The following is a 17,420-nucleotide window of genomic DNA, read 5'->3' on the forward strand; positions in this document are numbered from 1 at the left end:
GGGGCTGGGGCTTCGACGCGGCGCCTCGCTACGCTCGGAACCGGCTCAGCCGGCAGAGGGGTCGCGCCCGACGAAGCACCCCCTGCTCCCCGAGGAGCCCGGAGCCTCCGAAGGGCGTCTCGAGGGGCAGCGGGGCTGGGGCTTCGACGCGGTGCCTCGCTACGCTCGGAACCGGCTCAGCCGGCAGGACAACGCCTCGCTACGCTCGGAACCGGCTCAGCCGGCAGTGGGGTCCCGGCCGACGAAGCCCATCAGGCGGCTGACGGAGTCGGCGTCGGCGGGCACGTCGACGGCGGGTCCGTACTGACCCGAGCTCCGCAGCAACTCGTCGATGGGGATCATCCCGTCGAGCAGCACCTGCGCATAGGCGGTGTCGAGGTCGGGGGTCGCGCCCTGCGACCGGGCGAGGTCCCAGGTGTGCATGAAGACGTCGGCGGTGTAGAACCGGTCGACCGCGTCGGCGAGGCGGTGCTCCCCCGCCATCGGGTGGGCGAAGGTCTCCCGCGCCGACGGCCCGTCGAGCAGTTCTTGCACAGCTGCCGCATGCGCCGACCAGGCCGCCGCCGGGTCGTCGGCGACCGCGGGCCCGCCCGGCAACCGCACGCCCCCGGCGTCGAGGAACCCGGTGAACCAGTCGACGAGGTGGGCCACGACATCGCGCGCGACCCAGCCGTCGACCGGTGTCGGCGCCTCCCAGTCGGAGACGTCGGCGATCACGTCGGCGAATCCGGCCGCGACCGCACGGTGCCGGTCTGCGGCGTCGAGTTCTGCCAGTGCCATGGTTCTACAGCTCGCCGGACTCGAGCAGCCGGTCGAGGGCGGCATACCCCTCGTTGACGCCGACCTCCATGCCCGACGCGAGCCAGCCGTCGCGGGCTTCGAAACTGTCGCACAGGGATTGGGCATGCAGGCGCGTCGTGCCGTCGCCGAGGTCCTCGAACCACAGCGTCTCCAGCGACACCTGGTCGGGCATCCCGAGGAAGGTGAAGGTCTGCACGATCTTGTCCTCACCCACGGTGTGGAAGCAGCCGCGGAAGCCGAACTCCTGACCCTCGTGGGTCGAGACATAGCGCCAGCTGCCGCCGTCGCGCACATCCCATTCGAGGATCCGGCTGGTGATGGCGTCGGGGCCGATCCAGCGGACGAACAGATCGGGATCGGTGTGCGCCTTCATCAGCTGGGCTGGGGTGCCACGGAAGTCGCGGGTGATCCGGATGATCGGGACCTCCTTGTCGGCTTCGATGGCGGCCTCGGGATAGCGGGTCTGTGTGGTGCTCATGACGCCTTTCCTTTCCTCGTTGTCGTGTCGTTATCGGTTGTCTTGTCGTTCTGACCCTCGGGACGTTCCGCCTCGGGTCCGTCGTTCATCTCGGCGAGCAGTACGTCGAGTCGCTGGTAGCGCTCTTCCGCCCGCCGTCGGTACCGCTCGATCCACTTGGTCATGAGGTCGAACACCTCGGCTTCCAGATGGACCGGACGTTTCTGGGCCTCTCGGGTTCGGGTCACCAGGCCGGCATCCTCGAGCACCTTCAGGTGCTTGGAGACCGCCTGGATGCTGACGTCGTACGGCTCGGCGAGCTGGCTGACCGTCGCGTCGGAGACCGCCAGTCGCGCGACCATGTCGCGGCGGGTCGGGTCCGCGAGTGCGGCGAACACCTTGGACAGCTCGTCGGCCATTCGTCCTCCTCAACCGATTAGTTGAATATGACGATGCTCCCGCGGAGCGCTGTTGTCAACCCCTTGGTTGAATACGAGGGCAAAAGTATCCGTATGACGTTGTGCCCGGATTCCGGGCACAACGTCATACGGATCTCGAAGGTCGCCTCAGGCCGGCCCGACCGGAGCGTCGCCGCGCAGCGTGATGCGGTGCATCACGCTGCGGTTGTCGCCGTAGTCGCGGTTGGCGTAGTGCAGCGTGTTGCGGTTGTCCCACAGCACGAGATCACCCAGACGCCAGCGGTGGCGGACGATGTGCTCGGGCTTGGTGATGTGCGCGTAGAGCAGGTCGAGGATGCCGCGACTCTCGGCCTCCGACACGCCCTCGATGTGCGAGGTGAAACCCGGGTTGACGAACAGCGACTTGCGGCCGGTCTCCGGATGCACCCGCACCACCGGATGGCTCACCGGTACGAGTTCGGTGACTTCCTTGCCGTCCCAGGTGTTTCCGCGCCCGTCGCGGCGCTGTTTGAGGTAGTAGCCGAACTCGCGACTGCCGTCGTGCACCGCGGTCAGACCGTCGACGAGGCGTCGGATCGGCTCGGACAGCGACAGATACGCGAGTTCGGCGTCGGCCCAGTTGGTGTCGCCGCCGTTGCGCGGCAACACGACCGGACGCAGGATCGAACCCATCGGCGGTCGCGGCATGAACGTCATGTCGGTGTGCCAGACGTCGGCGAATCCGTTGTCGGCGCTGTCGAGTTCGTACACCTCGTCCGGGACGTCGCCGGAATCCCACACCGGGTGGCCGAACGTCAGGTCGCCCAACCGGTTTCCGAACTCGATTGGTGGGACCCGTCGGACCAGTTCATCGAGTGGATCGTCATCAGACGCATCGACTCCGTTCCGGCCGCCGGCCCGGGACACGACATGCTCGACGAGCAGTCGCGGTGCGGGGCAGGCAGTGCGGAAACGGACACCCGTCCTGTGTAGTCGCCCGCCGACGAGACGGACAGGATTGCGCTCACGCTGACCGAAACACCGAAACACCGCGAAGTTCGCGTCCATCTCAGCGCTGTCCGAGGGCGATGTGCCCTCGGGGACCTCTCACGAGGACGCCATCGTCGGCCTCATCCGTACTCAGGCGACGGCGAGCCACACTGCGAGGCCGAGCCCGCACAGTCCGACGACGATCCGCAACGGACCGGCGGGCAGTCGCTTGACCACCGGCGGCCCGCACCAGCCGCCGAGGAGGCAGCCGATCGCCATCGCGAGCGCGGCCCACCAGTCCACCGGCCCGAAGATCATGAACCCGACCGCGGCGACGGCGTTGGCGACCCCGAGGAACACCGACTTCGACAGTGCCGCACGCCATAACGGCTCACTGGTGACCACCAGCATCAGCGCCAGGATCATGATGCCCGCACCCGCACCGAAGTAGCCGCCGTAGATGCAGATCATCATCAGTCCCAGGATGAAGATCCACGGCCGTTCGGCGTGCGAGGTCGCCCACCGACGCAGGACCGGCTGCACGAGAAGCGCGATGGCCGCGATCGCCACCAGGAACGGGACCAGCGCCTCGAATGCCTCGGCAGGCGTGACGAGAAGTAGTGCGGCGCCGATCGTTCCGCCGACGAGTGCGGCGAACAGTCCGATGACGAGGCGTCGGCGATCGCCGTCGAGCAGGGCCCTACCCGACTGGGCGGTGCTGCCGACCCCGACCGCGACGAGTGCGACCGTGTTGGTCACGTTCGCCGCGATCGGGGTGAGACCGACCGCGAGAAGTGCGGGATAGCTGACGATGGACGCCAGTCCGGTGATGTATCCGATCAGACCCGCGCCGAAACCGGCGACGACGAGTAGTGCGAGATCAGTGAGCGAAATGGCGGGCCCCGGTGAGGTAGAGCGTCACGCCCGCCTCGTCGGCCGCCTCGATGACCTCGTTGTCACGAATGGAACCGCCCGGCTGCACGACCGCCTTGACGCCCGCGGACAGCAGCACCTGGAGACCATCCGGGAACGGGAAGAAGGCGTCGGACGCACCGACACTGCCCGAGGAGCGGTCACCGGCACGCTGAACGGCGAGATGGGCGGAGTCGACACGGTTGACCTGCCCCATGCCGACGCCGACCGAGGCACCGTCGGCGGCCAGCAGGATCGCGTTCGACTTCACCGAACGACAAGCACGCCAGGCGAATTCGAGATCCGCGAGAGTCTGGGCGTCGGCCGGCGGACCGGCGACCAGGTTCCAGTTGGCGGGGTTGTCACCCTCGGCGTCGAGGACGTCGCGCTGCTGCATCAGCAGACCACCGGAGACCGGCTTGGTCTCGATACCGGTGGCCGACGGCGGTGTCGCCACCAGCACACGGATGTTCTTCTTGCGGGTGAGCACCGAGAGCGCGCCATCGGCGAAACCGGGCGCAACGACGACCTCGGTGAAGATCTCGGCGACCTGCTCGGCCATCTCGACGGTGATCTCGCGGTTCGCGGCGATCACGCCGCCGTAGGCGCTGACCGGGTCGCAGGCGTGGGCCTTGCGGTGCGCCTCGGCGATGTCGGCACCGACGGCGATGCCGCACGGGTTGGCGTGCTTGATGATCGCGACCGCCGGCGCGTCGAAGTCGTACGCGGCACGCCAGGCGGCGTCGGCGTCGGTGTAGTTGTTGTAGCTCATCTCCTTGCCGTGCAACTGCTCGGCGGTGGCGAGGCCGCCTTCGCCGGCGTTGCCGACGTAGAGGGCGGCGGCCTGGTGCGGGTTCTCGCCGTAACGCAGGACGGCCGAGCGGTTCCAGGTGGCACCCGCCCAGATCGGGAACTGCGACTCGTCCTCCGGTGCGACCACGCTCGACATCCATGAGGCGACGGCCACGTCGTAGTCGGCGGTGTGCCGGAACGCCTTGGCGGCCAGCTTCTTCCGATCGGCGAGAGTGAAGCCGCCGGCCGAGATCGCCTCGGTCACCAGACCGTAGTCACCGGGGCTGGTCACGACGGCCACCGACGGGTGGTTCTTGGCGGCACCGCGCACCATCGACGGGCCGCCGATGTCGATCTGCTCGATGCACTCGTCGGGGGTCGCGCCCGAGGCGACGGTCGCGGTGAACGGGTACACGTTCACGACGACGAGATCGAATGCGGCGACGCCCAATTCGGCGAGCTGGGCGACGTGGTCGTCCTTGCGGGTGTCGGCGAGGATGCCGGCGTGCACCTTGGGATGCAGGGTCTTCACCCGGCCGTCGAGGCACTCGGGGAAGCCGGTCAGCGTCGAGACCTCCACGACGGGGACACCTGCGTCGGCGATGGTCTTGGCGGTCGATCCCGTCGAGACGATCTCCACCCCGGCGACCTGCAGTGCGGTCGCGAGGTCGGCCAGGCCGCTCTTGTCGTAGACACTCACCAGTGCGCGCCGGATGGGTCGGCGGGCGCTGTCAGCGGGCTGTGCGTTCACGGGATGCGGGCCTTTCGTCCATCGATGACTACTCCACGGGTGACCAGTGCGGTCACCACTTCGGCGAGCAACACGCGCTCGACCGTTTTGATGCGTTCGTGCAAGGTGTCGACGGTGTCGTCGTCGTCGACCGTGACCACCTGCTGGGCCAGGATCGGGCCGGTGTCGACGCCTTCGTCCACGAGGTGGACGGTCGCACCGGTGACCTTGACGCCGTAGTCGAGTGCCTCGGGCACGCCGTGCGCGCCCGGGAACGCCGGCAGCAGCGCGGGATGGCTGTTGACGATTCGTCCACCGAACCGTTCGAGGAAGGCCGGACCGAGGATCTTCATGAATCCCGCGGTGACCACCCAGCCCGGATCGATCGCCGCGACGGCGTCGGTGAGCGCCTGATCCCAGGCGGCCCGATCGTCATGGTCGCCGACGCGGCAGGTGATCAACGGGATCTCGTTGCGTTGCGCGATCTCCTGGGCCCGGCAGACGCGATCGACCACGATGGCCGCGACCGTGAACGGAGCGTCGTCGGCGGCGGCACGGGCGAGCAGCGACTCGAGCAGGGAACCGGTGCCCGACGCCATCACCACGACAGGTGTTGGTGCAGGCGCGGTCTCCGAAGTCACGCCTGCGAGCCTAATAGCAGCACGTCGAGCGGGAATGAGCGGGTCTCAGCGCCGACGCCCCGCGCCGGGTGTTCCCGGGTAGAGGTCGTAGTCGGCGTCGTCGACGAGGTTGCTGTCGTCGAGGTCGTCGGGGTGGATCCGATTGGTCGACGGCGGGACGTCGTCCGCATCGGCCGGGACGAACCCGTCGACGGAGTCGTCCCCCGCGTGGTCCGCCTCGGTGTATTCGGCGTCCTCGTAGCCACCCTCGTCGCCGTACCCCTCGTCGTCGTACCCCTCGCCGTACTCATCGTCCTCGTACGCACCGTCGTCGGTCTCGGTGTACTCGACGTATTCGTCGTCTTCGTCGATGTCGGCGACGATGACGTATTCGTCTTCGAAGCCGAGGTCGTCCGGGTCGTCGAAGTACTCGTCCCCGACGGCTGCGCGGGCGGCCCGGGTCGAGGGGAGGAAGGCGTAGACGAGCGCGAGGAGGATGCCGACCACCGCGATCCAGCCGAGCGTGAAGACGCCGGCCGCGGAGACGGTGACCGCGACGTCGCCGAACTCGCCCAGCGATCCGCCGGCGGTCGCGGTCAGGATCGCCATGGCCGATGCGGCGACGGCTGCGGCCACCCCGATCGAGCGAAAATGCGCGACCGGGTTGAGGTCGCGGCAGCGCCAGCCCACGAAGACCGCCACGGCGGCGGGGGCGATCAGCCCGAGGAAGCCCCAGTCGCCTGCACCGGTTCCGTCGGGCAGGACGGCGAGGGCGGGGACGGGAGGGACCGCTCCCCCGCGGACGGTGAACAGGTCGACGGTCATCGCGCCGAGCTGTACGTCGGAACCGACGAGGACAGCGGTCGCGCCGACCATCAGATTCGGGAGATACAGGAGCGACAGCAGGGTGAGCCCGAGGAAACCGTCGAAGTCGTAGCCCGTTTCGATCAGCTCACCGATCTCGGTGTGCCGCATCAGCATGCGCAGGCACACCAGCACCGCGCCGGTGACCAGCAATGCCAGCACGGCGACGAGTCCGTATCGGAAGCCGCGGCGGTCGGCGTAGGACATCCCCCACCGGGCTGCGAAGTCGTGTCGTCGTACCCAGGTGACGCCGGCCAGCGCCGCACCGCCGTGGATACCGATCGTGTAGGCGAAGGCGATCAGCGCATTGGGCGTCTGCACCGGGAGCACCGATCCGCCGTCCATCACGATGGCCAGGGACATCGCGGTGATCAGCAACGGACCGACGATCGCCGAGCAGACCACGGCACCGACGTCGAACAGGTCGTGCGCCGACCGTTGTGTGGGTCCACTCCCACCGATCGCGCGGGTCGTCAGGCGGGCGGTGCCGATCGCGACGACCAGGGTCGGCAGCAACGGCAGCACGCCGATCGTGACCCCGCTGATGGTCACCGGCACCTGATGGATCGCCAACCAGCTCGACGCGATCGCGCTCGGCAGGCCGGTGAGTCCGCTACTCGCGAGCAGCAGCACCGTCAGCATCACGACGATGAGCGTGACCAGGGCGAGCGCGGGAACGGTGAATGCGACCACGGCCAGCTGCCGGGCCGAACCCTCGACGGCGCTGCGCTGGGCACGACGGGATCGTCGCAGTGCGCGCAGCTGCGACGCCAGGTTCTCCGCGGTCGAGTCGGGCCTGAAGGTGGGCATCGTCATGAGCGTGGCACGGGTGGCCGCCGGGCCGTCGGAGACGCGCCGCGATGAGACGGAAAGCGTCTCAGGTCACGAGAGCCGGCCCCGAACACGACGGTGCCCCGCCGACGAGTGTCGGCGGGGCACCCTCGTATGCCTCCGATCAGCTACCGCTGCTCGTGGGCGGTTCGGGCTTCTGGAAGACCGTGGTCGAGTGGTCGGCGGCCGGACCGGCCTCCGATTCCGACGGGCTCGCCGACGCGCCACCACCGGTCGAGGCTCCCGAGGCGCTCGCCGAGTACTGACCCGGGTTGTAGCCGCCGTAGCCGGACTCACTGTGCGCCGACGCCTGTCCCGGCTGGGCGCCCGATCCCGGGTAGCCGCTCTGGCCGGTGCCGGGCGCCTGCGAGTACGCGGACGGATCGTAGTTCGCCGACGGCTGCTGGCCCGACGACTGCTGGCCGTACTGCGCCTGGCCGCTGCCGGTGCCGTATGCGGCGGACTGGGCATCGCCCTGACCCTGACCGGCGGCCGACTGGCTCGCCGAGGCATCGGCGGTCGACGCCGCGGTCGAGATCGGTCCGGTGGCGGACGACGGAGCTCCCACCGCGGGCGCCACCTTGATGACCGCCGCCTCGACGAGCAGCCACACGATCGCGAGGATCGCCGAGAGGAGCGAGAAGATCAGCAGGACGATCGCGCCGGAGGCGTTGTCGTCGACGTTGAGGAACTGGAACAGCGTGATCAGGAACGCCGTGACGGTCAGCGATGCGACGATCGGTGCCGCGGCGACCTTGACGCCCGGGATCAGCCAGATGAGCGAGAGCACACCGGCGACGGCGACCAGCGCGTACGGGGCGTTGTACTGCGTCTGGAACAGCTGCACCTCGAAGTCGTAGGCCTTGGCGGCGGCGAGGAAGCCGCTGAACAGCACGACGAGCCCGAACAGCCCGATGACGCCGGCCAGGATCGTCGGCGTGATCGCGGGCAGGCCCTGGCTCGGCGGCTTCGCCGGCTGCTGCGAATAGAAGTACTGGCCGTAGCCCTGCTGGCCGTAACCCTGCTGACCGTAACCCTGCTGTTCATAGCCCTGCTGCTGGCCGTACTGCTGTTCATAGCCCTGCTGCTGGCCGTACTGCTGCCCATAATTCTGCTGAGGGCTCTGGCCGTAACCCTGCTGACCACTCTGCGGGTACTGCTGGCCGTACTGCTCCGAACCGGAGGTCGGCGACCCCTGCGATCCGGGGTTCTGGGATCCGGCCTGCGGGTAGCCCGAGGGACTCCCGTACTGGCCGTAGGACTGGCCGGACTCGGGCTGCTGCCCGTAGCCCCCCGATGGATACGTCATGGCGATCTCCTGGTCGGCTCGTCTGGGTCTTCTTCGCTCGGGTCGCGCGCCGGTGATGACGGAATCTCCCCCGTCACCGTCCCGACGGGCACACCGGGCCCACGGTAGTACATGTGACCGTCGGGTCACATGAACGATTCGACGTCTGCCGTCGACGACACCGTCCACGCTACCCATGCCGGGCGGGGACGATGCGCTCCTCGTGCACAACGATCACCAGTGGTGAGCTCGGCCCTGTTCGGCATACCAGTCGATCAGCGAGTAGTCGTCGACCGATTTGGGATCGATGTTGACCTCCGACCGGCCGGCCAGAATCGCCGTGACCGGAACCTCGAGTTTCTTGCCGGTCCGCGTGTGTGGGATACCGGGTGCCTCGATCACCTCATCGGGCACATGGCGTTTGGACAACCGGTCTCGGACCGCGGCAGCGATCCGCGCGGTGAGGGCGTCGTCGAGGACCGCGTCGGGGACGAGAGTGACGAACAGGGGCATCCAGTAGGCGCCGCCGGGTCCGTCGACGCCGAGGACGAACGCCTCGGCGATCTCGTCGAGGGCCTCCACGACCTCGTAGATGTCGGCCGATCCCATGCGGATTCCGTGCCGGTTCAACGTCGCATCGCTGCGACCGTGGATGACCAGTGAGCCGCGCTCGGTCACGGTGACCCAGTCGCCGTGACGCCACACCGGCCCATCGGGATGCGCCGTCGGGCCTTCCCACTCATGGTCGAAGTAGGCGGAACGGTAGCGGGTGCCGTCCGGGTCGTCCCAGAAATGCACCGGCATCGACGGCATCGGCGCGGTGACGACGAGCTCGCCGACCTCGCCGACGAGCGGTGTGCCGTCCGGGGCCCAGCTCTGCAGCGCGACACCGAGATAGCGGACCGACAACTCGCCCGGCACCACCGGGGCACCGATCGATCCGCCGGCGAAGGCCGACACGATGTCGGTGCCCCCGCTGATCGACGAGATCGGCAGTCCGCCTTTCACGTGGTCGTCGACCCAGGTGAAGAGGTCGGCGGCGAGCGAGGAGCCCGTACTGCCCAGGGCGCGCAGCCGAGACAGGTCGTGGTCGCGGCCCGGTTCGAGGCCGGCCTTGCGAGATGCCTGTAGCTGACCGGGCGAGGTGCCGAAGTAGGTGACCTTCTCATCGGCGACGATCTGCCAGAGCCGGTCGGCGTCCGGGTAGAGGGGAGAACCGCTGTAGCAGATGATCCGTGCCCCGCAGAGCAGACCGGCGACCTGGTAGTTCCACATCATCCAGCTGAGCGCGGTCTGCCAGAAGAACACGTCGTCCGAGGACAGGTCGCCGTGCAGCGCACCCGCCTTGAGATGTTCGACGACGACGCCGCCGTGACCGTGCACGATCCCCTTGGGGCGTCCGGTCGTCCCCGAGCTGAACAAGATCCAGAGGGGATGGTCGAAGTCCACGAGGACCGGTTCCGCGTCACCGGCATCCGTGGTGAGGGCGTCGGCGTAGTCGATGCGTGCCGGGCCCCCGTCCGAGACGGTGTCGGCGTCCCCGCCGATCGTGATGTGCGCGACCAGCTCCGGCAGCAGGCTCGCCAGTTCCGCACTGTCGGAACGCTTGTCGATGTCCTTGCCGCCGTAGCGGTAACCCGCGGCGCTGAACAAGACCTTCGGGTGCAATTGGCCGAGGCGGCTCGCGGCGCCCTGGGGTGCGTAGTCCTGACCGCATCCGGACCAGATGGCGCCGAGGCTCGCGGTGGCGAGGAAGGCGACGACCGCCTCGGGGATGTCGGGAAGGTAGGCGGCCACGACGTCGCCGGGACCGATCCCCTGCTCACGCAGCGTCGTGGCCAGGGCGGCAACCATTCCCGGCAATTCCGACCAGGCGATCTCGGAGCGTTCCCCGGCTTCGTCGAGTCCGACGATGGCGGCACCGGGAAGGTCGGCGTGGCGCAGGACCTGGCTGACGTAGTTCAAGCGGATGCCGGGAAACCACTGCGCGCCGGGCATCCGGGCGTCGCCGAGGACCGCTGCGTCGCCCTCGGCGAGGGGTTCGGCCGCCAGCGCGTCGAGGTCGAAGAACTCCCACAGTGCTCGCCAGAACTGTGCCGGCTGCCGCACCGACCACGACCAGAGCTCGTCGTAATCCGCGGTGCGCGCACCGAAACGGTCCTCGACGAGCCGGCGGAACCGGTCCATCGCGGGCTCGTCGGCCCGCAGCGCCGTACTCGTCTGCCGGTCACCCGACCGGGACGCACCGGTCATCTCAGGTCCTCCAGGATGGAGGTGGCCTCTTCGCGCATCGCGACCTTGCGTACCTTTCCGGTGACGGTCATGGGGAATTCCTTGACCACGTGGACGTATCGCGGGATCTTGTGCCGGGCGATCTTGCCGTCGGCGAAGGCGCGAACGTCCTCCGCGGTGAGATCGGTTGCGTGGTCGCGGAGTCGGACCCACGCCATGAGTTCCTCCCCGTACTTCTCGTCCGGGACACCGATGACCTGGGCGTCGAGGATGTCGGGATGGGTGTAGAGGAATTCCTCGATCTCGCGCGGGTAGATGTTCTCGCCGCCGCGGATCACCATGTCCTTGATCCGGCCGGTGATCCGGACGTAGCCGGCGTCGTCCATCTCGGCGAGGTCGCCGGTGTGCATCCACCCGTCGGCGTCGATGGCCTCGGCGGTCTTCTCCGGGTCGTTCCAGTAGCCGGTCATCACCGAGTAGCCGCGCGTGCACAGTTCACCGGTCTCGTTGCGTCCGAGCGTTTCCCCGGTGCCGGGGGCGACGATCTTGATCTCGAGGTGCGGTCCGACCTGGCCGACGGTGGTGACGCGCAACTCGAGCGGGTCGTCGACCCTGGTCTGGGTGGACACCGGCGATGTCTCGGTCATGCCGTAGCAGATGGAGACCTCGCTCATGTGCATGCGATCGACCACCTGGCGCATCACCTGTTCGGGGCACGGTGAACCGGCCATGATCCCGGTGCGCAGCGACGAGAGGTCGGGAGCGTACCCGTCGGGGGCCGCGTCGAGCAGCGCGAGTTCGGCGATGAACATCGTCGGCACGCCGTACAGGCTGGTGCAGCGGTGTTCGGCGACCGCGTCCAGTGTTGCCCGCGGGTCGAAGGCCGGGCCCGGGATCACCATGGCCGCACCGTGACTGGTGGCGGCGAGGTTGCCCATGACCATCCCGAAGCAGTGGTAGAACGGCACCGGCAGGCAGATGCGGTCCTCGGCGGTGTAGTCGAGCAGCTCACCGACGAGGTAGCCGTTGTTCCCGATGTTGCGATGCGACAGCGTCGCCCCCTTGGGGAATCCCGTTGTGCCCGAGGTGTACTGGATGTTGATCGGGTCGTCGGCGGACAACGACGCCGCGATGTCGGCGACGCGTGCCAGCTCCTCGTCGGAGGGGGTGGCGGTCAGGTCCGCCCAGTCTGTGGACTCGAAGGTCACCACGGTTCGCAGGTCCGGACAGTGCGGGCGCGCCTCCGCCAGCATCGACGCGTAGCCCGAGTCCTTGAACCGCTCGGCGGCGAGGACGACGCTCGATCCGGACTGCTTCAGGGCGTACTCGATCTCGTTCTGGCGGTAGGCCGGGTTCAGGTTCACCAGGATCGCGCCGATCTCGGCGGTGGCGTACTGGGTGAGAACCCACTCGAACCGGTTGGGCGCCCACAGGCCGATGCGATCCCCCGGCGCCACCCCGAGGCGCAGCAGGCCGGCGGCCAATGCCCTTACGTCACGGTGGAATTCGGTGTAGGTCCACTGCCGATCCGCCGCGGCGTCGATCAGCGCGATGTGGTCGCCGTATCTCTCGACGGTCCGCGCCAGGGTCACGCCGATCGTGTCCGTCAGCAGGGCCGGACTCTGCGGTCCGTGGGTGTGTGCGAGGTTCTGGGCGTGAGCGTCGTTGCTCATGGCATGCTCCGGTCTCTCGGGGATGTCGCGAACGAGTCAGTGCAGGTGGATCAGGAGTCGCAGGTGGATCAGGAGTCCTCGGCGTTCACGGTCGGTCGTTCGGTCAGCCGGGACAGCACGACCTCGGCCTGCCGGAGCACCGGACCGTCGATCATCTGGCCGTCGAGGCTGAAGACGCCGCCGTTGTGTTCCGCGGAACCGTCGATGACCCTGCGCGCCCACGCGATCGACTCCTCGGACGGTTGGTAGCCCGCGCGGATGTGCTCGACCTGCGACGGGTGGATGCACGCGGTCGCGGTGTAGCCGAGGGCCACCGCGTCCCGCACCTCGTCGATCAGGCCGTCGACGTCGCCGATGTCGAGATGCACCGAGTCCACGGCGAACTTGCCGTGCGCGGCGGCCGCGATGCGGACCATCGACCGTACCCAGGCGGCGACGTCGCGGTACTCGCCGGCCCGCGGCTCGTCGGGGCCGAATCGGCTCGACGTCCCGCCGAGTCCGACGACCAGGTCCTCGGCGCCCCACATGAGTCCGATGCAGGTCGAGGTGGCGGCGATGTCGTTGGCGCGGGTGGCACCGAGCGGTGTCTCGATCAGCGCGATCGTCTGGAATGCGGTGTCCAGGATCGACGCCACGTCCTCCGACTTGGCCTGCATGACGACGCGGTAGTTCGTCTCGGAGACCGCGGCGAGGTCGCGACGGTAGTCGCCGGTGCCGGCCGGGTTGATCCGCACGATCGTGCGGTCGGGGTCGATCGGGTTGGCGATCAACGCCTCCCGGGCCACCGCGCGATTCGCCGGCGACACCGCGTCCTCGAGGTCGAGGATGACGACGTCGGCGCGATCGAGAGCCTTCTGGTAGCGCTCCGGCCGGTCGGCCGGGCAGAACAGCAGGGCCGGCCCGGCGGGTAGCCAGGCGTTGGCCAGCTGGGAATCACCCAGATTCGCTCCGCTCACGAGCGAGTTGTCGGCGGGTCCGTCGAAGAACATCTTCGTCACTCCGTAGGTTGCTTGCGCACCAACGTGGCCCGCGCGGCTCGCGCGACGACCTCGCCGTGCTGATTGCGTCCGATGTGGGTCAAGTTCACCACGCCCTCCCCCGGCCTCGACCGGGATTCGCGTTTACCGGTGCACAGGGTCTCGGCGTACAACGTGTCACCGGCGAACAGCGGCGCGGGGAACGCGACCTCGGAGAATCCGAGGTTGGCCACCAGTGTGCCCTGTGTCAGCTGGCTGACCGACAGGCCCACGATCGTGGACAGCGTGAACATCGAGTTGATCAGGCGCTGTCCACCGAAGCCGGCTTGCTGCGCCGACCAGGCGGCGTCGAGGTGCAGGGCCTGGGTGTTCATGGTGAGCGTGGTGAACAGCACGTTGTCGGCCTCGGTCACGGTGCGGCCCGGCCGGTGTTCGTAGAGTGTGCCCTCGGTGAACTCCTCGAACCAGAGTCCGCGCTGGACGACGCGGTTCACGGGTGTCTGGTCGGTCTCGCTCATGCGAATCCCAATTCTCGGGCGATGAGCATCAGCTGCACCTCGGTGGTGCCTTCGCCGATCTCGAGGATCTTGGAGTCGCGGTAGTGGCGCGCGACCGGGTAGTCGTTCATGAATCCGTAGCCGCCGTGGATCTGGGTGGCGACGCGCGCGTTGTCCATCGCCGCCTCGCTGGCCACCAGCTTCGCGATCGACGCCTCCTTCTTGAAGGGCTTGCCTGCCAGCATCTTCGCCGCCGCGTCGTAGTAGGCGGTCCGCGCGACGTGCGCCCGCGCCTCCATCCGGGCGATGGCGAAGGACACCGACTGGTACTCCCCGATCGGCTTGCCGAACGACTGACGCTCCTTGGCGTACTTGACGCTTTCGTCGACGCAACCCTGTGCGGCACCGGTGGCGAGGGCGGCGATCGCGATGCGTCCCTCGTCGAGGATCGACAGGAAGTTGGCGTAGCCGCGCCCGCGTTCGCCGAGCAGGTTCTCCTTGGGCACCCGCACGTCGGTGAACGTGAGCGGATGGGTGTCCGAGGCGTTCCAGCCGACCTTGTTGTAGGCCGGTTCGGCGGTGAATCCGGGCGTTCCCGACGGCACGATGATCGTCGAGATCTCCTTCTTGCCGTTCTCCTTGACCCCGGTCACCGCGGTGACCGTCACCAGCGAGGTGATGTCGGTGCCCGAATTGGTGATGAACTGCTTGCCGCCGTTGATGATCCATGAGTCACCGTCGTCGCGGGCGGTGGTCGCGGTGGCACCGGCGTCGGAGCCCGCACCCGGTTCGGTCAGGCCGAAACCGGCGAGTGCCGTGCCGGCGGTGAGGTCGGGCAGGTACTGCTGCTTCTGCTCCTCGGTGCCGAAACGATAGATCGGCATCGCACCCAGGCTCACCCCGGCCTCGAGGGTGATGGCCACGGACTGGTCGACCTTGCCGAGTTCTTCCAGCGCGAGGGCCAGCGCGAAGTAGTCACCGCCCATGCCCCCGTACTCCTCGGGGAACGGCAGCCCGAAGAGCCCCATCTTGCCCATCTGGGCGATGACCTCATACGGGAAGGTGTGGTCGGCATCGTGTTTCGCGGCCACCGGCGCCACCACGGTCTGCGCGAAGTCGCGCACCGTCTCGATGAGGTCGGTGTACTCCTGCGTGAGTTCCATGAGAGTCCTATTCGCTCTTGTCACTTTGGTGTTCGGTTGGTTCCGAGCCCTTCGAGGCTCGTCGCTTGCGGAGGGCCGTCACCCCTTCGCTCCCTGAGGAGGCCCGGAGCCTGCGGAGGGCCGTCACGAAGGGGCGGTGGCATCGACGGGTTCTTTCGGATCGGCCACCGAAGCCGGCGTGACCACGGCGAGGATCTGTCCGGCATCCACTTTGTCACCCACCGACACCGTGATATCGACGGTCCCGTCGACCGGCGCGGTCAGGGCGTGTTCCATCTTCATCGCCTCGACGACCACGACGGATGCGCCGCTGCTCACCTCGTCGCCGGAGGTGACACCCACGGCGACGACGGTGCCCGGCATCGGGCTGACGATCTCGCCGGCCCGTTCGTCGGCGGCCTCGTCGAGGAGCGGGCGGGCCAGGTCGAGGACCCACGCGCCGGACGGGCCCGACACCCACCAGGATTCGCCGATCAGCGTCGACGACCACGATTGACTGATCCCGTCGACGATGAGCCGGTCGGAGTTCGGGCCGTCACCTGGCCGCGCGGGCAGGTAGACGACGTCGGCGGACCACGACGCGTCGCCTTCGACACCCTCCGCGGTGACCGTGGCTGTTCCCGAAACAGAGTGCGCGTCAGCACGTTCAACGCGGATCGAGACGGTGGAGTGATGTCCGCCGCTCACGAGTCTGGTCACCACCGGCGCGGGTTCGCCGACGCGCCACCCGACGGACGAGGACCAGACGTCACCGCGGTCCCGGGTGCCGATGCGGGCGAGGCCGACGAGGACCTGCGCCTCCGGAGAAGGTTGCGGCACTGCGTAATCGGTGACGAGACGATCGAGGAGCTCGGTGTCGAGTTCGGCGTCGACGACGGCCTGCTGACGCAGGACGAAGCGGCAGAAGTCGATGTTGGTGACGACACCGAGGACGCGAGTGTGCGCCAGTGCCTGGTCCAGTCGTTCGAGAGCCTCCTCACGATCGCTGCCGTGCGCGATGATCTTGGCGAGCATCGGATCGTAGTCGCTGCCGACGCGCAGACCCGCCAGCATCGCGGAGTCGACGCGGACGCCGCTTCCCGGCGACGTGTCGGGATGGACGAGATGTTCGATGGTGCCGCCGGTCGGCAGGAAGCCGCGCGCGGGATCCTCGGCGTACACGCGGGCCTCGATGGCGTGGCCGGTGAGCTCGATGTCGTCCTGGGCCAGGCCGAGCACCTCACCGCGGGCGACGCGAATCTGCTGCTCAACCAGGTCGATTCCGGTGACGAGTTCGGTGACCGGGTGCTCGACCTGCAGCCGGGTGTTCATCTCCATGAAGAAGAACTCGTCCGGCTTGTGCGCCGAGACGATGAACTCGACGGTGCCGGCGCCGGTGTAGCCGACGCTGCGCGCGGCGTCGCAGGCGGCCTCGCCGATCCGGGCGCGGGTCTCGGCGTCGAGCAGCGCCGACAGCGCCTCCTCGATGACCTTCTGGTGACGGCGCTGCAGGGAGCACTCACGTTCGCCGAGATGGATCACGTTGCCGTGGGTGTCGGCGAGGACCTGCACCTCGATGTGGCGCGGGGTGTCCACGAAGTGTTCGAGGAACAGGGCGTCGTCGCCGAACGCGGCGCCCGCCTCGCGTCGTGCGCGCTGGAGTGCCGCGGGCAGTTCGGCGGGGTCGGCGACGCGGTGCATCCCCTTGCCGCCACCCCCGGCGCTCGGCTTGATGAGGACGGGGAAGCCGATGTCGGGGGCCGCGGCGATGAGGTCGGCGTCGGTGAGACCGGGACGCGAGAGTCCCGGAACCACCGGTACGTCGCGCTCGGTGACAGCGGCGCGTGCGGTGATCTTGTCGCCCATCGTGGCGATGGCCTCGGCCGGCGGGCCGATGAAGACGATGCCCGCGTCCGCGAGCGCGGCAGCGAATTTCTGGTTCTCCGAGAGGAATCCGTAGCCGGGATGGACGGCGTCGGCTCCGGTCTTGCGTGCGGCGTCGACGACGGCTTCGATGTCGAGGTAGCTCTGTGAGGCGGCGGCCGGTCCGATCCGGACGGCGACATCGGCCTCACGGACGTGGCGTGCTTGCGCATCCGCGTCGGAGTAGACGGCGATACTTCGGATTCCCAGGCGGCGCAGCGTGTCGATCACCCGGCAGGCGATCTCACCACGGTTCGCCACCAGGACGCTGCGAATGGGTCTGGTGCTCACGG

At 68.4% G+C, this 17,420-nt stretch carries 14 protein-coding genes and 1 pseudogene; all 15 read right to left on the reverse strand.

The window, feature by feature from the left end:
* Nucleotides 1-216 precede the first annotated feature (216 nt).
* Nucleotides 217-780, reverse strand: a complete 564-nt coding sequence (locus BPODLACK_RS09845) for a maleylpyruvate isomerase N-terminal domain-containing protein (protein ID WP_006436171.1) — start codon at nt 778-780, stop codon at nt 217-219.
* A 4-nt stretch (nt 781-784) separates the two neighbouring features.
* Nucleotides 785-1,279, reverse strand: coding sequence for an SRPBCC family protein (locus tag BPODLACK_RS09850; protein WP_006436170.1), 495 nt, complete (start codon nt 1,277-1,279; stop codon nt 785-787).
* Nucleotides 1,276-1,677 carry an ArsR/SmtB family transcription factor gene (locus BPODLACK_RS09855; protein ID WP_024499993.1) on the reverse strand — a complete coding sequence of 134 codons (402 nt, stop codon included), beginning with the start codon at nt 1,675-1,677 and terminating at the stop codon, nt 1,276-1,278. Before BPODLACK_RS09855 ends, BPODLACK_RS09850 begins: the two co-directional genes overlap by 4 nt.
* A 147-nt stretch (nt 1,678-1,824) precedes the next feature.
* Nucleotides 1,825-2,502: pseudogene (locus BPODLACK_RS09860) on the reverse strand (TauD/TfdA dioxygenase family protein); the annotation flags it as partial.
* Between the two features lie 294 nt (nt 2,503-2,796).
* Nucleotides 2,797-3,540: a sulfite exporter TauE/SafE family protein gene (locus BPODLACK_RS09865; protein WP_081598219.1), complete on the reverse strand. Its 744-nt coding sequence runs from the start codon at nt 3,538-3,540 to the stop codon at nt 2,797-2,799.
* Nucleotides 3,527-5,101 carry a bifunctional phosphoribosylaminoimidazolecarboxamide formyltransferase/IMP cyclohydrolase gene (gene purH, locus BPODLACK_RS09870; RefSeq protein ID WP_159405187.1) on the reverse strand — a complete coding sequence of 525 codons (1,575 nt, stop codon included), beginning with the start codon at nt 5,099-5,101 and terminating at the stop codon, nt 3,527-3,529. Before purH ends, BPODLACK_RS09865 begins: the two co-directional genes overlap by 14 nt.
* On the reverse strand, nt 5,098-5,721 hold the full coding sequence (purN, locus tag BPODLACK_RS09875; protein WP_006436164.1) for a phosphoribosylglycinamide formyltransferase: 624 nt from the start codon (nt 5,719-5,721) through the stop codon (nt 5,098-5,100). Before purN ends, purH begins: the two co-directional genes overlap by 4 nt.
* 45 nt (nt 5,722-5,766) lie before the next feature.
* A complete protein-coding gene (locus tag BPODLACK_RS09880) occupies nt 5,767-7,374 on the reverse strand; it encodes a cell division protein PerM (RefSeq protein ID WP_006436163.1) in 1,608 nt (535 codons plus the stop codon).
* 145 nt (nt 7,375-7,519) lie between these two features.
* Nucleotides 7,520-8,704, reverse strand: coding sequence for a DUF5336 domain-containing protein (locus BPODLACK_RS09885; RefSeq protein ID WP_159405188.1), 1,185 nt, complete (start codon nt 8,702-8,704; stop codon nt 7,520-7,522).
* A 213-nt stretch (nt 8,705-8,917) separates the two neighbouring features.
* Entirely contained in the window at nt 8,918-10,870 is a 1,953-nt protein-coding gene (locus BPODLACK_RS09890; protein WP_051995393.1) for an acetoacetate--CoA ligase, read from the reverse strand.
* 62 nt (nt 10,871-10,932) lie between these two features.
* Nucleotides 10,933-12,588: an AMP-binding protein gene (locus BPODLACK_RS09895; protein ID WP_006436160.1), complete on the reverse strand. Its 1,656-nt coding sequence runs from the start codon at nt 12,586-12,588 to the stop codon at nt 10,933-10,935.
* A gap of 68 nt (nt 12,589-12,656) precedes the next feature.
* Nucleotides 12,657-13,577 carry an HpcH/HpaI aldolase/citrate lyase family protein gene (locus tag BPODLACK_RS09900; RefSeq protein WP_159405189.1) on the reverse strand — a complete coding sequence of 307 codons (921 nt, stop codon included), beginning with the start codon at nt 13,575-13,577 and terminating at the stop codon, nt 12,657-12,659.
* Between the two features lie 5 nt (nt 13,578-13,582).
* The gene (locus BPODLACK_RS09905; RefSeq protein ID WP_006436158.1) at nt 13,583-14,083 is read right to left on the reverse strand and encodes a MaoC family dehydratase; all 501 of its coding nucleotides are present in this window, start codon (nt 14,081-14,083) and stop codon (nt 13,583-13,585) included.
* Nucleotides 14,080-15,225 carry an acyl-CoA dehydrogenase family protein gene (locus BPODLACK_RS09910; RefSeq protein ID WP_006436157.1) on the reverse strand — a complete coding sequence of 382 codons (1,146 nt, stop codon included), beginning with the start codon at nt 15,223-15,225 and terminating at the stop codon, nt 14,080-14,082. The genes BPODLACK_RS09905 and BPODLACK_RS09910 overlap by 4 nt, the downstream gene beginning before the upstream one ends.
* Nucleotides 15,226-15,348: 123 nt before the next feature.
* On the reverse strand, nt 15,349-17,418 hold the full coding sequence (locus BPODLACK_RS09915; protein WP_159405190.1) for an acetyl/propionyl/methylcrotonyl-CoA carboxylase subunit alpha: 2,070 nt from the start codon (nt 17,416-17,418) through the stop codon (nt 15,349-15,351).
* Nucleotides 17,419-17,420: the final 2 nt, after the last annotated feature.

The organism is Gordonia sp. YY1, assembly GCF_009872315.1.
In the GTDB taxonomy this organism is placed as follows: Bacteria; Actinomycetota; Actinomycetes; order Mycobacteriales; family Mycobacteriaceae; genus Gordonia; species Gordonia amicalis.

Excerpts from the sequence above, each read along its gene's own strand:
- BPODLACK_RS09845 (WP_006436171.1), bottom strand. The coding sequence starts at position 780 with ATGGCACTGGCAGAACTCGACGCCGCAGACCGGCACCGTGCGGTCGCG.
- BPODLACK_RS09850 (WP_006436170.1), bottom strand. The coding sequence starts at position 1,279 with ATGAGCACCACACAGACCCGCTATCCCGAGGCCGCCATCGAAGCCGAC.
- BPODLACK_RS09855 (WP_024499993.1), bottom strand. The coding sequence starts at position 1,677 with ATGGCCGACGAGCTGTCCAAGGTGTTCGCCGCACTCGCGGACCCGACC.
- BPODLACK_RS09880 (WP_006436163.1), bottom strand. The coding sequence starts at position 7,374 with ATGCCCACCTTCAGGCCCGACTCGACCGCGGAGAACCTGGCGTCGCAG.
- BPODLACK_RS09885 (WP_159405188.1), bottom strand. The coding sequence starts at position 8,704 with ATGACGTATCCATCGGGGGGCTACGGGCAGCAGCCCGAGTCCGGCCAG.
- BPODLACK_RS09890 (WP_051995393.1), bottom strand. The coding sequence starts at position 10,870 with ATGGACCGGTTCCGCCGGCTCGTCGAGGACCGTTTCGGTGCGCGCACC.
- BPODLACK_RS09895 (WP_006436160.1), bottom strand. The coding sequence starts at position 12,588 with ATGAGCAACGACGCTCACGCCCAGAACCTCGCACACACCCACGGACCG.
- BPODLACK_RS09900 (WP_159405189.1), bottom strand. The coding sequence starts at position 13,577 with ATGTTCTTCGACGGACCCGCCGACAACTCGCTCGTGAGCGGAGCGAAT.
- BPODLACK_RS09905 (WP_006436158.1), bottom strand. The coding sequence starts at position 14,083 with ATGAGCGAGACCGACCAGACACCCGTGAACCGCGTCGTCCAGCGCGGA.
- BPODLACK_RS09910 (WP_006436157.1), bottom strand. The coding sequence starts at position 15,225 with ATGGAACTCACGCAGGAGTACACCGACCTCATCGAGACGGTGCGCGAC.